This is a genomic window from Petrotoga halophila DSM 16923, from assembly GCF_002924615.1.
On the sequence record NZ_JALY01000011.1, the window covers coordinates 12,299 to 29,810 of the forward strand.

The 17,512-nt window shown below is 32.8% G+C and carries 13 protein-coding genes; 9 read left to right on the plus strand and 4 right to left on the minus strand.

The annotated features are described in order from the left end of the window. Positions 1–30: 30 nt before the first annotated feature. The 3 genes from AA81_RS00470 to AA81_RS00480 form a co-directional block, all read right to left on the minus strand. A complete protein-coding gene (locus AA81_RS00470; RefSeq protein WP_103078323.1) occupies positions 31–1,005 on the minus strand; it encodes a carbohydrate ABC transporter permease in 975 nt (324 codons plus the stop codon). Beyond that, positions 999–1,883: a carbohydrate ABC transporter permease gene (locus tag AA81_RS00475; RefSeq protein WP_103897876.1), complete on the minus strand. Its 885-nt coding sequence runs from the start codon at positions 1,881–1,883 to the stop codon at positions 999–1,001. Before AA81_RS00475 ends, AA81_RS00470 begins: the two co-directional genes overlap by 7 nt. A 69-nt stretch (positions 1,884–1,952) precedes the next feature. Continuing rightward, on the minus strand, positions 1,953–3,242 hold the full coding sequence (locus AA81_RS00480; protein ID WP_103078325.1) for an ABC transporter substrate-binding protein: 1,290 nt from the start codon (positions 3,240–3,242) through the stop codon (positions 1,953–1,955). A gap of 476 nt (positions 3,243–3,718) precedes the next feature. Here AA81_RS00480 and AA81_RS00485 point away from each other — a divergent pair, with 476 nt between their 5' ends. The 9 genes from AA81_RS00485 (at position 3,719) to rny (ending at position 14,224) form a co-directional block, all read left to right on the plus strand. After that, positions 3,719–4,267 (plus strand): macro domain-containing protein, encoded by a 549-nt coding sequence (locus AA81_RS00485; protein ID WP_103897877.1) that lies wholly within the window; start codon positions 3,719–3,721, stop codon positions 4,265–4,267. A 4-nt stretch (positions 4,268–4,271) separates the two neighbouring features. Further along, positions 4,272–5,603 carry a phenylacetate--CoA ligase family protein gene (locus AA81_RS00490; protein ID WP_103078327.1) on the plus strand — a complete coding sequence of 444 codons (1,332 nt, stop codon included), beginning with the start codon at positions 4,272–4,274 and terminating at the stop codon, positions 5,601–5,603. A 28-nt stretch (positions 5,604–5,631) separates the two neighbouring features. Next, positions 5,632–8,322, plus strand: a complete 2,691-nt coding sequence (gene polA, locus AA81_RS00495; protein ID WP_103897878.1) for a DNA polymerase I — start codon at positions 5,632–5,634, stop codon at positions 8,320–8,322. A gap of 353 nt (positions 8,323–8,675) precedes the next feature. After that, a complete protein-coding gene (gene rimO / locus AA81_RS00500; protein ID WP_103897879.1) occupies positions 8,676–10,013 on the plus strand; it encodes a 30S ribosomal protein S12 methylthiotransferase RimO in 1,338 nt (445 codons plus the stop codon). Beyond that, positions 9,982–10,491 (plus strand): CDP-diacylglycerol--glycerol-3-phosphate 3-phosphatidyltransferase, encoded by a 510-nt coding sequence (gene pgsA, locus AA81_RS00505; protein WP_103078330.1) that lies wholly within the window; start codon positions 9,982–9,984, stop codon positions 10,489–10,491. The genes rimO and pgsA overlap by 32 nt, the downstream gene beginning before the upstream one ends. A 21-nt stretch (positions 10,492–10,512) precedes the next feature. After that, positions 10,513–11,121, plus strand: coding sequence for an RNA 2',3'-cyclic phosphodiesterase (thpR, locus tag AA81_RS00510; RefSeq protein WP_103078331.1), 609 nt, complete (start codon positions 10,513–10,515; stop codon positions 11,119–11,121). Next, the gene (gene recA, locus AA81_RS00515; RefSeq protein WP_103078332.1) at positions 11,114–12,220 is read left to right on the plus strand and encodes a recombinase RecA; all 1,107 of its coding nucleotides are present in this window, start codon (positions 11,114–11,116) and stop codon (positions 12,218–12,220) included. The genes thpR and recA overlap by 8 nt, the downstream gene beginning before the upstream one ends. Further along, positions 12,198–12,668 carry a regulatory protein RecX gene (locus AA81_RS00520; RefSeq protein ID WP_103078333.1) on the plus strand — a complete coding sequence of 157 codons (471 nt, stop codon included), beginning with the start codon at positions 12,198–12,200 and terminating at the stop codon, positions 12,666–12,668. Before recA ends, AA81_RS00520 begins: the two co-directional genes overlap by 23 nt. A gap of 8 nt (positions 12,669–12,676) precedes the next feature. After that, positions 12,677–14,224, plus strand: a complete 1,548-nt coding sequence (gene rny, locus AA81_RS00525; RefSeq protein ID WP_169926277.1) for a ribonuclease Y — start codon at positions 12,677–12,679, stop codon at positions 14,222–14,224. Positions 14,225–14,255: 31 nt separating this feature from the next. On the opposite strand, the gene AA81_RS00530 is transcribed toward rny, so the two are convergent. Then, a complete protein-coding gene (locus tag AA81_RS00530; RefSeq protein WP_103897880.1) occupies positions 14,256–17,375 on the minus strand; it encodes an AAA family ATPase in 3,120 nt (1,039 codons plus the stop codon). Between the last annotated feature and the right edge of the window lie 137 nt (positions 17,376–17,512).

The following is a 17,512-nucleotide window of genomic DNA, read 5'->3' on the forward strand; positions in this document are numbered from 1 at the left end:
AACTTCCTCCTTTTTGTCGCACTTTCAACTTTATTCTTTGACTCCACCAGCAGTTAAACCTGCCGTTAGATATTTTTCTACGGTCATAAACAATACAATGACTGGAACGGCTGTCAATACGGAGGCCGCCATCATTTTAGCCCATACGGCATGTTCAGAAAAGAAAATCTCTCTCAAACCTACGGGCAGCGTATAAGCTCCAGGATAGGGCCTTATGAAGATAGAAGCAAACAAATACTCATTCCATCCTATCATAAAGGCGTATATAAAGACTGTGATTATAGCAGGCATTGATAGAGGAATAATTATCTTCATAATAGTACCTATTCTTGTACTACCATCAATTAAGGCTGCCTCTTCAATTGATTCAGGAATCGTCCTGAAATAATTACCAAGCATGTACATTGAAACAGGCAGCGTCTGAATTATATATATAATATACAAAGCAAACATTGAGGTTCCCCCTGAATTAGTTAATCCTATTCTTACGAACAAATCATACAAGGGTACCGATAGTATCACTCCACCGACTAGATATACCAACAATACCCCTCTTTGAACGAAAGTTCTTCCCGGATACCAAACTCTACTGAAAGAATAGGCACCAAATATACCTATTATTAAACTCGTTAAAGCACTCAATCCCGCCAATAGTAAACTATTACCAAACCATCTTAAAAAAGGAAATGATTCACGCCGTCTTGATGATTGTATATTTTGAAGGACTTGCTCTCTTTGTTCTTCCGGAAGAGACTCTAAAAGTCCCATGAGTTGTTGTTCTTCTTCGCTCATTTGTTGTCTAATTGACTCCTGAAGGCCTAAGAGTTGAGCATACTGTGACAACGTTGGATTCTCAGGAATCAATCCTGGATCGAATGCATCGGAATCATATCTAAAGGAAACCGAAACCATATATGCAAAAGGATAGGAAACAAATATTACAACTAAAGCTATAAAAAACCAAAATAAAAATGTTTTTATAAAAGATCTTTTTCTTACTACCATTTTAACACCTTCCTCACATAGATGGATATGAGTACCATCATAACTACAAAGAGGACCGTTGCAATCGCTGCTGCAACTCCAAGTTCCGGCAGTCCCGTAAAAGCTTTTTCATATAGATATATAGGCAGAGTTCTCGCCTCTTTCGACAATAGGTATACCTCTTCAAATTTGTAAAAATTCCATATCCCTCTCAAAAGAACTAAAGAACCTATTACATAGTATAATTCTGGTAAAGTAATATGACGGAATTTTTGCCAACCATTGGCGCCATCAATATCAGCCGCTTCATAATAATCTTGAGATATCGATTGTAATCTGGATAGAATCATTAAATAAATAAAGGGAAAATTCTTCCAAATGCTGTAAAATGAAACAACTATGAATGCGTTATTTGGATCATTAACTAGGTCTTTTGTCACATCCATGATACCTAAATTACTTAAAAGTATTGTTAAAGGGCCATTTAAAGGCATTAAAACATATTGCCATGCAAAAACGGTGGAAATAACTGGGGCCACGTATGGGAACAATATTAGGGCTCTTACTATACCTCTGCCGGGAAATTCTTTATTCATAAGCAAAGCAACCCCTAAACCAACTAAAATACTTCCAACAACAGTAATCAAAACAAACAACATAGTTATACCAAAGGAATTCCAAAAGGTAGGATCGGTTAACAGTTCTCTATAATTTTGAAAACCAACAAACTTATTCGGTACTCCCGGTGTCAGGGATACTTCAAAAAAACTCAAGTAAATATTGTATAAAACTGGATACATAATAAAAAGACCTATCAAAATAACGGCAGGTGATACTAACTTCCACCCAAAAGTTGCTTCTTTCTTCTTTAAAGGAGATAACTCTCTAAATCGTTGCATTCTTCTCTCCTCCCCATTTTTAGTAAAAAAGGGGAATAAAGTATTCCCCTTTTAATAGCTAATACGCTTTTAATCACTTAATAATCTTTCGGCTTCTTCTTGTGCCCATTGAGCGGTTTGTTGTGGTGTCCAATCGTTTGCAAACATCCTATTGATTGCTCTACCAATTACAAAGTTACCAGACAGGATACTCATTTCCTCAATGATTTCTCCTTCCATGAACTCAAATCTTTCAACAGTATCTAATGCAGAAATAATCGTAGTTATTTGATCTTTCCCATATCTTTCTAAAACAGGATTATCTAAAAATTCGTCCATCTGTGCTATAGAACTTCTTGTTGGATTCATTCCACCAGGTGCCATGTGCAACCAGTAGATGTAATTGCTACCACTCATGAGAAATTTTACCCATTGTTCTGCAGCATCTTTGTTATCGGATGTGTTAAGTATACCCAATCCAACAACTTCTCCAAATGAAGAAGGTCTTATGTTAACCATAAAATTTGCAAACCCTGTATTTTCAACAAGTTTAGGATCAAAGTGTTCTACTCGATTTTTTTGAACCTCTTCCACCGCAATATCGTCCATTATATAAGTGGAATAAAATACCATAGCGGCTTCATTATTCAAATAACCATTTAATGCCTCGGGAACAGCCGTAAAACCAGGCCTGGAATATTTTCCCAGTTCTTTATAAAATCTAAATGATTCGATCATCTCGGGAGTATTGAAAAGAATATTTCCATCTTTATCAATTGGTCTTGCACCATTTGAAAGAGCAATTTGAGAAAAGACCTGTTCCGTATAAGCGTCAGCTTTCTTAGGCAATATTAAACCATAGAAACCATTAGCAGGATCGTTTAACGCTTTAGCAGCTGTAAGTATATTATACCAAGACGTTGGAGCTCCTAGGTCTCTTTCTTCAAACAAATTCGCCTTATACCAAATCCCTTGAACCCAAGCATGGAAAGGTACGCCATAATATCCTCCATCTGGTGCCTGCATCAATCTTGAAACGCCTTCATAAACATCACCAAAATCCTCGATGATCTTTGCATTCAGTTCTGTATCCATAAAACCTTGGCTTCCCAACAACAGTATAGGAGAAATGCCACCTTCCACAACGTCTGGTAAGGTTCCAGCCTGAACTGCTCTTGGAATCTGTTCTAGGATCTCATTTTCCTCAATAGGTACTAAATTAACGGTTATACCCGTTTGTGCCTCAAAAATCTGTGCTAAGGCTCTAATCCTTTGCTGCCTGTCTGTTTCTACCTGAGTGTGCCAAAACGTAATCGTTTGAGTGAACACCATCGCACTAACAAGCACTGCTAAAATAACCACTGTAAGTTTCTTCACCATACACACCTCCCCTAATTTTGGTATTAATTACTACTAAAAAATTTTTCCAAAAATACAAAATAAAAAGAAAATTTTCATTTTTATTATACAGAAAAAAATATTATTTTCAAAATCTGATTATTCGTGATTACGATTGATTATAGGCGGTTATTTGTGATTATTATCAAAAATCTCTTATTTTCTCATTATTCGATTTTAATTTGGGGTAGTCTACTAACTTTTGATATAATAAAAGAAACATTAACTATAATGGTTGAAAAGACTCTTTAATCCTTATGGGTGGGGAGCGTTTGCTGCAGTATGCAAACTATGTTTTTTGCAGTCTTGTGCAAAAAGCTTTTTGATGATAAACTTTGCTTCTGAACTTGGGGATCTTAAGGGGTTTACCCCTTAACGTATGGGTGAATAGACGCTAACACAAGTTTTAGAGTTACTAAAGACAATGTAAATTTAATCTTTTTTAGGAGGGTTAATGTATGAACAAAATTATAAAAGAAATAAAAGTCAACAACGTTGAAATTAAATTGGTATCTGGTGATATAACTATCGAAGAAACAGACGCTATTGTAAATGCTGCAAATTCACAGTTACAGCATGGTGGTGGAGTAGCTGGAGTAATAGCAAGAAAAGGAGGACCAGATATTCAAAAAGAATCGAACGAATACATTAAAAAATACGGTAAAGTCGAAACGGGAAATGTTGCAGTTACAACTGGTGGAAAGTTAAAATGCAAATACATAATACACGCAGTTGGGCCTATTTGGAGAGGAGGCAGTCAAAAAGAAGAAAAGTTATTGTACGATGCCGTGTTCAATTCTTTGAAAAAAGCAGAAGAATTAAAATTAAATTCAATAGCTTTGCCTGCAATAAGTGCTGGTATATACGGTTATCCAATAGAAAAAGCGGTTCCAGTTTACAAAAAAGCAGTCTATGATTTTATAAATACCAATCCACAATTTTTAAAGGAAATCAGATTTGTAATATATGGCGAAGACCACTTGGATTATTTTTTGAAAGAATTTTGAGAATATGAGTTTTCTAAGAACAGTTTACTATTATTACTCTCTACGTAAAAATCTTAATTGTTCAAGAAAAAAGATATTAGAATTAAGAGAAAAGAAATTTAGAAAGATATTAAAATATGCCTATAGAAAAATACCTTTTTATAAAGATTTTTATGGATCTTACGGAATAAAAGAAAACATGCTGAAAGAGATTCCCATAAACGAATTACCAATGATCAATAAAAACCTTATAATTGATGATTTTAATAAGTTCTTTAAAGATAACCAAATTACTAAAAGCAAAGTGGAAAACTTTTTAAAAAATAATCCGAATCCAACTTCTTTACTTTTTAACAAGTATCATGTAATACACAGTTCTGGAACAACCGGAATGGTTGGATATTATTTGTATAGTGAAAGAGAATGGGATTTCATTAAAGCTATTTCAACAAGGATGTTTTCAAATTTTACTCTCAAAAGAAAGAAATATGCCTTTATAGGCGCAGTTGATGGACATTATGCTGCCATAAGTTTGTTCCTCTCTCCACTAAATCAACCTGAGAAGTTTTTCTATAAAGATTATATGGTAATGGATATAAACAAACCTATCAAAACCTACTTAAAAAAGCTTAACGATTTTCAACCTGATAATCTCACAGGGTATCCCTTTGGAATAAGATCTTTGGCTCAGTTTCAAAATGAAGGTCTTTTGAATATTCACCCAGAAGTGATAGTTTGTGGAGGAGAACCTTTATTAAAAAATGTGAAACAGTTTTTAAAAGAGATTTGGAAGGATGCTGAAATAGTGGATAGTTATGCAACTTCTGAGTCATTGGCGATGGGTGTTTCTAGGGAAGATTTAAAAGGTATGTACATATACGATGATGCAGTTTACATTGAAATCAAAGAGGATAGAACAATTTTGACAAACTTGTACAATTACACCCAACCTATAATAAGGTATGAATTAACAGATATCCTAAAAAAATCAAAAAATAACGAAAGGAAATGGCCCTTTACAAAGATTGAACAAGTTATTGGAAGAAATGAGTTAATTCCATTTTTTATAAATGAAAACGGTGAAAAAGACTTCATTCATTCAATCGTTATAGCTGAATTTTTTGTTAAAGGAGTGACTAAGTTTCAATTCGTTCAAAAGAATCAATCATTTTTTGTCTTTAAAATAGTCGTTTCACAAAAAGAATATTCAGATAAAATCGTAGAAGAAGTTAGAAATAAACTTACCGATATCCTAGAGAAGAAAAAAATGAAAAACGTCAATTTTGATGTAAAAATCGTGGAAGATATCAAGCCAGATGAAAAGACCGGAAAATATAAATTAATTTTAATTGAGTGAAAAATCAAAAGAAAAGAAGGTGTTTCACATGGCAAATTTATACTTAATAGACGGCTCAGGAATAGCATATAGAGCTTTTTTTGCGCTGGGGGACTGGATGAGCACTTCGGATGGTTTGCCGACAAACGCTATCTACGGAGTAGCTCGAATGCTTCTAAAGTTACTCAAAGAATACGTTAAAAAAGGCGAAGATTCAATAATATTTGTTATGGACAAAAAAACCACTACTTATAGAAATGAATTGCTAAAAACCTATAAGGCCCAAAGACCGGAAACACCCGAAAAATATATACAACAGATCCCGTACATATACGAAATGGTGGAAAAATTAGGCGTAAAATTAGTGGCTATGGATAATTACGAAGCCGACGATGTTATAGCCACGATAGTGTCAAAAAAGAAAAGAAACTATGAGAAGGTTTATATAATCACCTCGGATAAAGATATGATGCAGCTTGTTAAGGATAATGTATATATTTTGAGGCCAGAAAAAGGAATAACAGAAATGGTTTTCTACGATGCACACCAAGTAGAAAAAAAGATGGGGGTTCCTCCAGAACAAATAGCTGATTTACTGGCTTTGATGGGGGATAGTTCTGACAACATCCCAGGAGTAAAAGGCATTGGAATAAAAACAGCCCAAAAATTGTTGCAAGATTACAAGGATTTAGATGATTTGTATCAACATTTGGATGAAATAAAAGGATCTACAAAAAACAAACTAAAAAACGAAAAGGAAACCGCATATCTGAGTAAAAAATTAGTCCAATTGTTGGTAGATGCACCGATAGATGAAATATTTGAAGATAAAGAAATTATATATCAAGGATTCAAAGACGACCTACGAGATTTTCTCAAAAAGTTGGAGTTTAATTCAATATTAAAAGAGTTAGATGTACCTGACACATCTAGTAACTCCTCTAAAATGGTAATGAAAACAAAAACAGAAAAAAAAGATTATTCATCAAAAGGTAAGTATTACGAATATAACGCACACGACTACAAAAAACTATTAAAAACCTTAAAGAAATATGAAATAATATCTTTTGACCTTGAAACTTCTTCTCTTGATCCATATCAAGCAGATATAGTGGGAATCGCTTTAAGCTGGAACCCATTTGAAGGATATTTTTTGTATCTGTACAAAGAAAAAGACAGGTGGGAAATAACAAAGGAGATAGTCAATCTTTTAAACAATAAAAAGGTCATTGGCCAAAATTTAAAATACGATATAACGGTTTTGAAAGTAAATGGAATTGAATTAAACAAAGTATATTTTGACAGTATGATAGCTGCTTATTTGTTGAATCCGGATAGCAGAAGGTTCAATATGGATGATCTCGCCAAAGAATATTTGGATTATAAAACAACTAAATATAAAGAAGTTATGGGAAAAGATATCAAACTGTTAACCCTTGGAGATATCGATAAGAAAAAAGTTGTTGAGTACGCAGCAGAAGACGCGGATATTGCATATCGACTATTTGAAGTATTAATGCCCAAACTAGAAGAATTTGAACTAAATGAATTGTTTGAAAAAATTGAAGTGTCAACTATAAATGTTTTATCAGAAATGGAAATGAATGGTGTGTATTTTGATTTAAAAGAACTTAAAAAATTGGAAGAGGAATACGACAAGAAGCTGAATTCGCTAATGAATGAAATGAAAAAAATTGTCGGTTATGACTTCAATCCAAACTCGCCAAAACAAGTTAGAGAATTACTTTTTGAAAACTTAGGATTGAAGGGAAAAAGAAAAACTAAGAGCGGATCATATTCAACAGATGCAGATTCTTTGGAAGCCCTAAGAGATGAACATCCAATAATAGAAAAACTCTTAGAATACAGGAAATATCAAAAACTTCTCTCTACATACATAATCGCTATACCAAAATTAGTTAACAAAAAAACTGGAAGGGTTCACACATCTTTCAACCAAACGGGAACAGCTACCGGCAGATTAAGTAGCAGCGATCCCAATCTTCAAAATCTTCCTATACGGGAAGAAGATGGAGAAAGAATAAGAAGCGCCGTCAAGGCACAAAGAGATGATTATGTACTACTGAGTGCTGATTATTCTCAAATTGAATTGAGGGTTTTAGCTCATCTAACTAACGATGAAACTTTAATAAATGCTTTTAACAAAGGTGAAGACATACATGCTTTAACCGCAGCTGCAATATTCGGTGTAAAAATCGAGGATGTTGACTACAACATGAGAAGGGTGGGAAAGGTAGTTAATTTCTCTCTCGTGTATGGATCATCTCCATATGGGTTAGCCGAGAATTTAAAAATACCTGTAGAAGATGCAAAAGATTTTATGAACAGATACTTTAAAACTTACCAAAAAGTCAAAGAATATCAAGAATCAAGCCTAAAGGTTGCAACACAAAAAGGTTATGTTGAAACAATATTTGGAAGGAAAAGATTTTTGAAAAACATAACAACAGGTAAATCAGAGTTGAAACGAATAGTCATAAATACCCCTATCCAAGGTAGTGCAGCGGATATCATGAAATTGGCTATGATCAATTTATACAAAAAACTCCCAAAAGAAGCGAAATTGATACTTCAGGTACACGACGAAGTTGTAATAGAATTACCTAAAGAAATCGTAGAAGAAACCAAAAAAACGGTTCAAGATTGTATGGAAAATGCTGTTAAATTGAAAATACCTTTAAAAGTTGATATTAGTGTCGGTAAAAATTGGCAAAAATGATAATTATAAATATGTATAACTAAATTATTAAAATTTTTTCATTTTTTAAAGAAAATCTGATATAATCTAAATAACTAATTAGACATTTATAGATATAAAGAAAGTGCGGAAAGCGGGACGCCGATTGTGGTCAGGTTACAGAATGAAGGAGTAAAGTCCCCTTTTCCTTATGGGTGAGCTGCAGAGTCCAAGGGACATTCGGTCCCTTCCTTAGATGGGTGGGCTGCGGGGCGAAGGGGTAAAACCCTTTTTCCTTATGGGCGGGCTGCGGGGTGAAGGGGCGCTATATAATTAGATCTATATAATTAGATTTTAAAGGCAGTATATTATAATAAAATCATCGGAGGAATCAAATGAAAAAGTTTCACATAGTAAAATTAGGCTGTCCAAAAAATGATGCAGATATGGAAATATTCAAAGGATTACTTCAAAACAAAGGATACAAATACGAGAGTAATCCTCAAATTGCTGATTATATATTCATAGATACATGTGGTTTCATTGAAGAAGCTAAAAAAGAAAGCATCGAAACCATATTTGAATATATATCCCTAAAAGATAATAACAAAAATCTAAAAGTTATACCAATAGGTTGCCTAATTCAAAGGTATTTCACTGAGTTTCTTAAAGATATCCCTGAAATAGATGGATTATATGGTGTGTTGTCCCCAAAAACCATAGTTGAAAAAATTGAAAATGGTGATTATTTTTTTAAAAATGATATTCCTGAAACTCTTTATGATTGTAAAATTAGAGCGATTCCAGTCTCACACTACGCATATGTAAAAATTGGGGATGGGTGTAGTAGAAATTGTGCCTTTTGTTCTATACCCACGTTCAAAGGAAAGCCGAAAAGTAGAAGTATCGAAGAAATAAATGAAGAAGTAGAATTTTTGGTATCCAAAGGTGTAAAGGAAATCATTCTCGTATCCCAAGATAATACCTTGTACGGCATAGATAATTACAAAAAGCAGGCATTACCTGATTTACTAGACAAACTTAACAATATAAAAGGAAAATTTTGGATCAGGGTCATGTATTTACATCCGGATTTTTTAAGTGAAGAAATTATAGAAAGCATACATAGAAATGAAAAAGTATTAAATTATTTCGATATTCCAATTCAACATATCTCTGATAAAATTTTGCAAAGTATGGGTAGGCATAAGAAAAGAAATGAATTAACAAAACTATTTGAGAAAATTAGAAAAGATCCATCCGCCATAAGAACAACGTTAATGGTAGGGTTTCCTGGAGAAAAAACAGCGGATTTCGAAGAGTTAGTAGATTTTGTAAAAGAGGTAAAATTTGAAAGAATGGGCAGTTTTAAATTTTCAAAAGAAGAAAATACAAAGTCATTCACATTACCAGAACAAATTGATGAACAAATTAAAAAACAAAGGCAAAATGAACTAATGGCAGTTCAAAGTGAAATTTCTAAAAATGTCATGGAAAAATATATAGGTAAATCTTTAGAAGTTCTTTTGGAAGAAAAAGAAGACAACGTTTTTATCGGAAGAAGCTATTTAGACGCCCCGGATATTGATGGGAATGTGTACATAAAAAACTACGGTGACAAAGAACTATCTTTAGGGGAATTCGTCAAAGTAAGAATCACTGGATCATACGAATATGATCTGGAAGGAGAAGTCGCTGAATATGAACATACCAAATTTGTTGAGCTTTTCTAGGATAATCCTCGCCATTCCAATATTTATTTTAACTGTTTTTGGAGAATCATTTTATATCGTAGCCTTGGTCCTATTTATTATAGCTTCTTTAACAGATTGGTTAGACGGATATGTCGCCAGAAAGACTGGTCAAGTTACCGATATCGGCAAATTTTTTGACCAAATATCTGACAAAATACTTATAAACTCGGTTTTTATTGCGATGTTGGGTGTAGGGGTTTTGCCTGCTTGGTTTGTTGCAATAATTGTATCAAGAGATACTTTTGTGAGCGGTTTAAGAATGGCAGCTGCAAATAAAAATATTGTTGTCCCTGCCGATAAATTTGGTAAACTAAAAACCGTCTTAGAAATCGCTTTAATCATTGTAATATACTTGATGCTTTGGAATTTTCTAGTTAGTACGTTGATCTATTTAACCGTTATAATCAGTCTATTATCGGGAGTAAATTATACTGTCAAAACCGCTAAGCAATTTTAAAAAAGAAAGGGGTCCTAGTATATGACACAGCTAAAAAATGTAAATAATTACAATACCGATAAATTAAGGTCTTTCATCGCCATCGAAACCAATGAAAAATTAGAGAGATTATTGACTGATTTAATCGAAAGGTTTCAAAGGATGGGATTTAAAGCAAATTGGACAAAAGCAAAAAATGTCCATTTAACCTTGTTTTTCTTAGGGGATCAAAAAATGGAAAAGTTAGCCCAGTTAGCTTATAAAGTTGGTGAAAGAGTATCAGGATTTCCTACTTTTCATTTTAATATCCATAAAATGGGATTCTTTGAAAACAATTCTCAACCAAAGGTGTTATGGTTAGGAATAGAAGAAGATCATACCTTAATTGGTCTGTATGAAGAAATAAAGAAGGTACTAAAATTTTCAGAATTAGAAGTTAAAGATACCAACTTTTTACCTCATATTACCGTAGGAAGAGTTAAATCGTTCCCTAACCATTGGAAAGAACTAATTAATTCTGTAACTTTTGATCAAATCCAAGTATACGTAAATTCTATCGGGATATACTCTTCTGAACTCACAAGGAGAGGCCCAATATATAAAAAACTTTACACTGTTGACTTTGAAGGAGGCGTCATCATTAATGGCTAAAAATGATTCTAAAGATACAAATAAAGAAGAATTGTTAGAAAAGCTTGTTAAAGAATTAGAAAAAAATCATGGAACAGGATCGGTCATGATAATGGGTAAGGGATTGGATAATAGCAATATATCCGTTGTCCCAAGTGGATGTTTATCTCTAGACATAGCTTTGGGTGTTGGCGGATATCCACGGGGAAGAATTGTAGAAATATTCGGAAACGAATCATCAGGTAAAACTACGCTAGCTCTTCATTCCTTAGCGGAAGTCCAAAAATTGAACGGTATAGCTGCATTTGTTGATGCTGAACATGCTCTAGATGTTGAATATGCTAAAAAGTTAGGTGTAGATGTCGACAAATTGATAGTTTCGCAACCGGATTATGGTGAACAAGCCCTTGAAATTGTAGATTCTTTAATCAGATCTAACATAGTAGACTTAATAGTGGTAGACTCTGTAGCTGCTTTGGTACCAAAAGCAGAAATAGAAGGAGCTATGGGAGACTCTCACATGGGACTTCAAGCAAGGCTAATGTCTCAAGCCCTAAGAAAACTAGCTGGTAGTATAAGTAAATCCAAATCTATAGTAATATTTATAAACCAGGTAAGGATGAAAATAGGTGTAGTGTATGGTAACCCAGAAACCACTACGGGAGGAATTGCACTAAAATTTTATTCTACGATAAGGGTAGAGGTAAGAAAAGGTAGCGCAATAAGAGAAGGGAAAGATCAGATAGGAAATGAAACAACCTTAAAAGTTGTAAAAAATAAGGTTGCGCCACCTTTCAAACAGGCAAATGTAGACATGATCTTTGGACGGGGTGTCGCAAAAGAAAACGATATCTTTAATCTAGCAGTAGAAGAAGATCTAATTCAAAGAAAAGGTGCTTGGTTCTCTTATATCAACGAAGATGGTGAAGAAGTTAGTTTAGGACAGGGTAAAACCAATTCAATTAGCTATCTCATGGAAAATCCTGAAATACTTGATTATTTAGAATATACGATTCGCAAGAAGCACAATTTAATTATTCCCGATTATCTAATAGAAAAGTTCGAATCTAAATCGTCAAAGAACAAAAAAGAGAAAAATGAAGAAGCACAAAAAAATTAATCCTAAAGATGAAAAAGCGGCTGAAAAATCTGCATTGAATTTAATAAAGTATCGTGCCAGATCAGAAAAAGAACTCTCAAACCGTCTAAAAGAAAAAGGCTTTGATGAAGAAGTTATTGGCAAAGTGATAGAAAAATGCAAGAAGAGCGGTTTGATAGATGACAAACTTTTTGCATATTTATATGCATATGACAAGTTAACTCTAGACAAAAAAGGCCCCATGTTTATACAACATGAATTAAAACGGTTGGGAGTTGATGAAAGTTTGATTTTCGAGACCCTAGAGAAAGTTAAAAACGAAGTAGATATAAATGCAATTGCTTTAGAATTGGCAAAAAATTATTATGACAAAAAACAAGACACTCTCAAAACTAAAGCTTACTTGTATAGAAGAGGTTTTGAGCCAGACATTATAAACTGTGTTATTGAAAACTTAAGAGGTGATTAAAATTGGAAATTCTGGTATATATAATTATAGGAATAGCTATATTTATCTTATCAGTGCTTGTTGGAATTAATATTGGAAACAAAAGGGTTATTTCTACACTAAAAACAAAAAAAGAAGAATTGGAAGTTGAAATAAAAAACAAACAAAAAGAAATAGATAAAATATTAAAAAAAGCAGAAGAAGAAGCTAAGGCATTAAAACAAAAAGAATTACTAGAGGCAAAAGAAGAGATACATAAACTTAGACAACAATTTGATTTAGAAGCAAGGCAACAAAGAGAAGAGCTTAAAACCAACGAAGAAAGATTAATAAGAAAAGAAGAAAGCTTAGCAAAAAAAGAAGAGAATTTAGAAAAACTAAAAGAAAAATTGGAAGTTCAACACGAAAATGTCCAAAAATTAGAGAAAGAATTAGAGACGAAATTAAATGAAATCGCAAAAATGACCGAAGAAGAAGCACGTCAGATAGTAATAAACGAAGCAAAAGATAAATACGAAAAAGAAATTGCTCAAAAGTTCAAAGAAATAAAAGATTATTACGAAGATGAATCAAAAAAATATGCCAGATGGGTTATCACTACTGCAATTCAAAGATATGCATCAGATGTCACCAACGAAATCACAACGTCAACCGTATCTTTGCCTACAGATGACATGAAAGGAAGAATAATTGGTAGAGAGGGAAGAAACATCAGAACGTTTGAAAAACTCACAGGTGCTGATTTGATAATTGATGATACACCAGAAATAGTTGTTGTATCCTCGTTCAATCCATTACGAAGGGAAATAGCAAAAAGAACACTTGAAATGCTTGTAGCCGATGGAAGAATACATCCTGCTAGAATAGAAGAACTCTATGAAAAATCAAAAAATGAAACTCAAGAATATATAAAGGAAGTAGGAAAAGAAGCGGTAATGAGAGTAGGTATAAAACAGCCGAACATTGAAATAATCAAACTTCTAGGTAGGTTAAAATTTAGAACCAGTTATGGACAAGATGTATTGGAACATTCAATAGAGGTATCTCAATTTGCTGGAATGATGGCAAGTGAATTAGGATTAAACGTTGAACTAGCTAAAAGAGCGGCTCTATTTCATGATTTAGGAAAAGCTGTTGATCATGAAGTTGAAGGATCACATGCTATTGTTGGAGGACAAATTGCTAAGAGATACGGAGAAAAATTGGAAGTAGTTAATGCGATACAATATCACCACAACGAAGTTGACCCGATGACACCTGAAGCTGTTTTGGTTGCTGCAAGTGATGCTCTGTCGGCTTCTAGACCCGGTGCACGTAAAGAAACTTTGGAAAATTACATTCGAAGGATCGAACAACTTGAGGAAATTGCAAAATCATTTAGATACGTTGATAAAGCCTACGCAATACAGGCAGGAAGAGAATTGAGAATAATCGTTCAACCAGATAAAGTTGAAGATGAAGTCGCAGAAAAATTGGCACACGATATATCTGTTCAAATAGAGGAAAAGGTTCAATATCCTGGAGTAATCAAAGTAACCGTAATTAGAGAAAAAAGAAGTATATCTTATGCAAGTTAGTAAAAGACGCCCTTTAAAGGCGTCTTTTTTTTTAAAACTTTATATAGCTGCCAGTTTTTCCTGGTATTACCTCGATTTTTGAATTAATTCTTTCTTTCAATTCACTTACATGAGATATTATGCCCACCATTCTTCCAGAGCTATTTAACTCTGTTAATACTTCGATTGCACTATCAAGAGAGTTTGTGTCTAGGCTGCCGAATCCTTCGTCTATAAAAATCGTATCTAAAGAGATACCACCAGCTTCGCTTTGCACCACATCGGCTAATCCTAAAGCAAGAGCTAGTGCAGCTTTAAAACTTTCTCCTCCTGAAAGTGTTTTTATTTCTCTTTCTTTTCCAGTGTAGATATCAAAAACCATGATTTCTAAGCCTTCACTCTTTCTTGCATCAAGTACTTTAGAAGATCTATGCAACTGATATCTGCCATCTGTTAATTTGTTCAATCTTAGATTCGCTTGAGCTAATATTTCTTCGAAATAATATGCTAGTACATATTTACTAAGGCTGATTCTTGTGTTGTTGTCACCTTTACTGACATCTCTTAAGTTCTTTATAGTTGAGTATTCTTTTTCTTGTTTTTCTATTTCTTTTATTATGGTTTCCAAATTAGTTTTTGTGGCTTTAAGCTGTTTTATTTCATATTCTAAATTCGTTTCATTTTTGATTAATTCTTCAACTTCCTTTTGTAATTGCATTATTTCATTATTTAAAGGTGTTTCCTCAATCATTTTTAGGTTTTTAGTGGATTCTTCTAAATCAATGAGAAGAGTCTGCTTATTCTTTAATTCTTCTTTATACTTTTGAACTTCTTCTTCTAAACTTTCTATTAAGTTAATTTGTTCTTTTATTCTTTGATATTCTTGTTGGTTCTCAAATCCCATTTTTTCTATCATTTGATCGAATTTTTGTTCAGCATTTTTTACTTGGTCGTCTAATTTAATTATATCTTCGGTTAAAGTTTTTATTGTTCCTTTTGAAGAGTTTATTATTTCTGCGATTCTGTTAGCTTCTTCTCTTTTTTGTTCGTAAGTGTTTTTGATACCTTGGATAAATTTTCTTTTTTCTTGTATTTCGCTTATTATTCCATGTTCGGTTTTGTCCTCTAATTGTTCTTTAAGATCTGTAATTTTAGTTGCTACTTCTATAATTTCTGATTTCGATTCATCTATTATTTTTCTCAACTTTTCTCTTTGTTCTTCTAACTCTCTAATTTCTTCTTTGATCTTTTTATTATCGTTTTTCAGTGATTTGACTTTGTTGTATATTTTTATTTTTTTTTCGTATTCTTGTTTTTGCTGGTCCAATCTGTCTTTAAGCATTTTTATTAAATTTTGTATATGAGTGTGTATATTCTCACTTTCTTGGGGAATTTGTAATTCTTCACAGATTCTTTTATATTCAGATTTAAATAAAGATACCTCTTGTGAATATTTGTTTGATACGTCTTCATAATTTTTTAGTATCGTTGTTTTTTCTTTCTCTTTTTCATTTAATTTTTGATTGATTTCCTCTAGGTCTTTTTTTGTTATTAATTTTCCACTACTTTTGGCAGGAGAAGGGTGAAAGATAGATCCACAAACGGGACATGGTTCTCCTTCTTTTAGATTGGATGCGAGATGGTATGCCTGTGATTTTATAAAATCGGTAGTCTTTTTGCTTTGTTCTTCTCTTAAGTATTGTATTTCAATCTCCATTTCTTCTTTTTCTTTTTTTACTTTCTGATAATCCTTGTGTAAAACTACCAATTCTGTGTATTTTTTAGATAATTCCTTGGTTGCAGATAATAATTTTTTATTTGTGCTAATTTCGTTTTTAAGTATTTCTACGTTTATATCTTCGTTTTCTGATATATATTTTTCGTTTTGTTCCAATTTTTTCTGAGCTTTTGAAAGCTTCTCATCTTTTTCTTGGCTTTCTCTAACCTTTTCATCATAAAGTTCCTTTTTTGTATTGAATTCTTTAATTAGGTTTTTGTACTCAACGTATTTATCTAATTTTTGATTGAGATCTTCAATTTCTTTTTCAACAGCGGATATCTTTTGATATTGCTTTTCAATTTCTGGTAACTTCTCGTCTATTCGTTGTTTTTCTTCCATACTTTCATCTAATATACTTTGTTGATTTTTGAGTTGGTTCTTTTTTTCATTTAATTCTTTCAAATATTCTATGTATCTTTCTTCGTATGGAAGGATTTCTTTTGCCTTTTTTAACCTATTAAGAAGCTCTTCTTTTTCTTGAATATACTTGGAATTTTGTTGGAGTTCTTCGATCTCTTTTTTAAGGGTCTCTTTCTTTTCGATTAGTTCGTTTGCTTTTTTTATATTTTCAAGATCTGTATTTAGTTTTTGCAGTTTGTCTTGTTTTTGAAATTTTTGTTTTTCGGTTTCTTCTTTTGAAGTTTCTCTCTTCTTAATTTCCTTTGTTAATTGATCGATTAAACTTTTAGGATCGATATTTTCTTCTTTCAACAACTGATCGTATTCTTCTGATTCAAGGTTTATTGTTTCTAATATGTTTCTGACTTTTTGTTGTCGGTTTTTTAATCCTTTTTCTATATTTTTAAAAATATCGTCTATTTTTTGCTCAAAACGCTCATATATACTTATGTCAAATATCTTCTTAAAGATCTCTGCTCTCTCGTTTGAATTGGCTGTTATAAACTTTCTGAATTCTCCCTGTGGAATCATTATTATCTGCTTGAATTGTTCATAGTTCAAACCTAAATATTCTTCTACCTTACTATTTACTTTTTTAACCCCAGTTTCATGTAATATCAATTCACCATTTTGATATATCTTTATACTAGCTTGACTATTTTGCTTTGTGGTCCCCTCACCATCTTTTTTGGATCTTTCGTAAGAAGGGGTTCTTGAGATTTCGATTATTTTATCTTTGAACTGAAATTCAAATTCCACGTATGTGTCGGTGTTTTCATCTGCAAAATGAGACCTGGCTATGGCATCTCCTCTTTCGCCCATCGAACCATTTCCGTATAAAGCATAACAGATTGCATCGAAAATAGTAGTTTTTCCTGCACCTGTTGGGCCGGTAATCAAGAATAAAGTATCGTTTCTTAATTTGTTAAAATCTATTTCTTGCTCTTCTAAAAAAGGACCAAAGGCCTGGAATTTTAATTTTATTGGTTTCATTTTTCTTCACCGCTTGCTTTTTGGAGTTCATTGAAAATACTTGCCACTATCTGTTTTTCCTCAAAAGAAAGTTCTTGGTTTTTGACTTCTTGGTAAAACAATTCAAAAAGATCCACGGGGGATATTTTCTTTATATT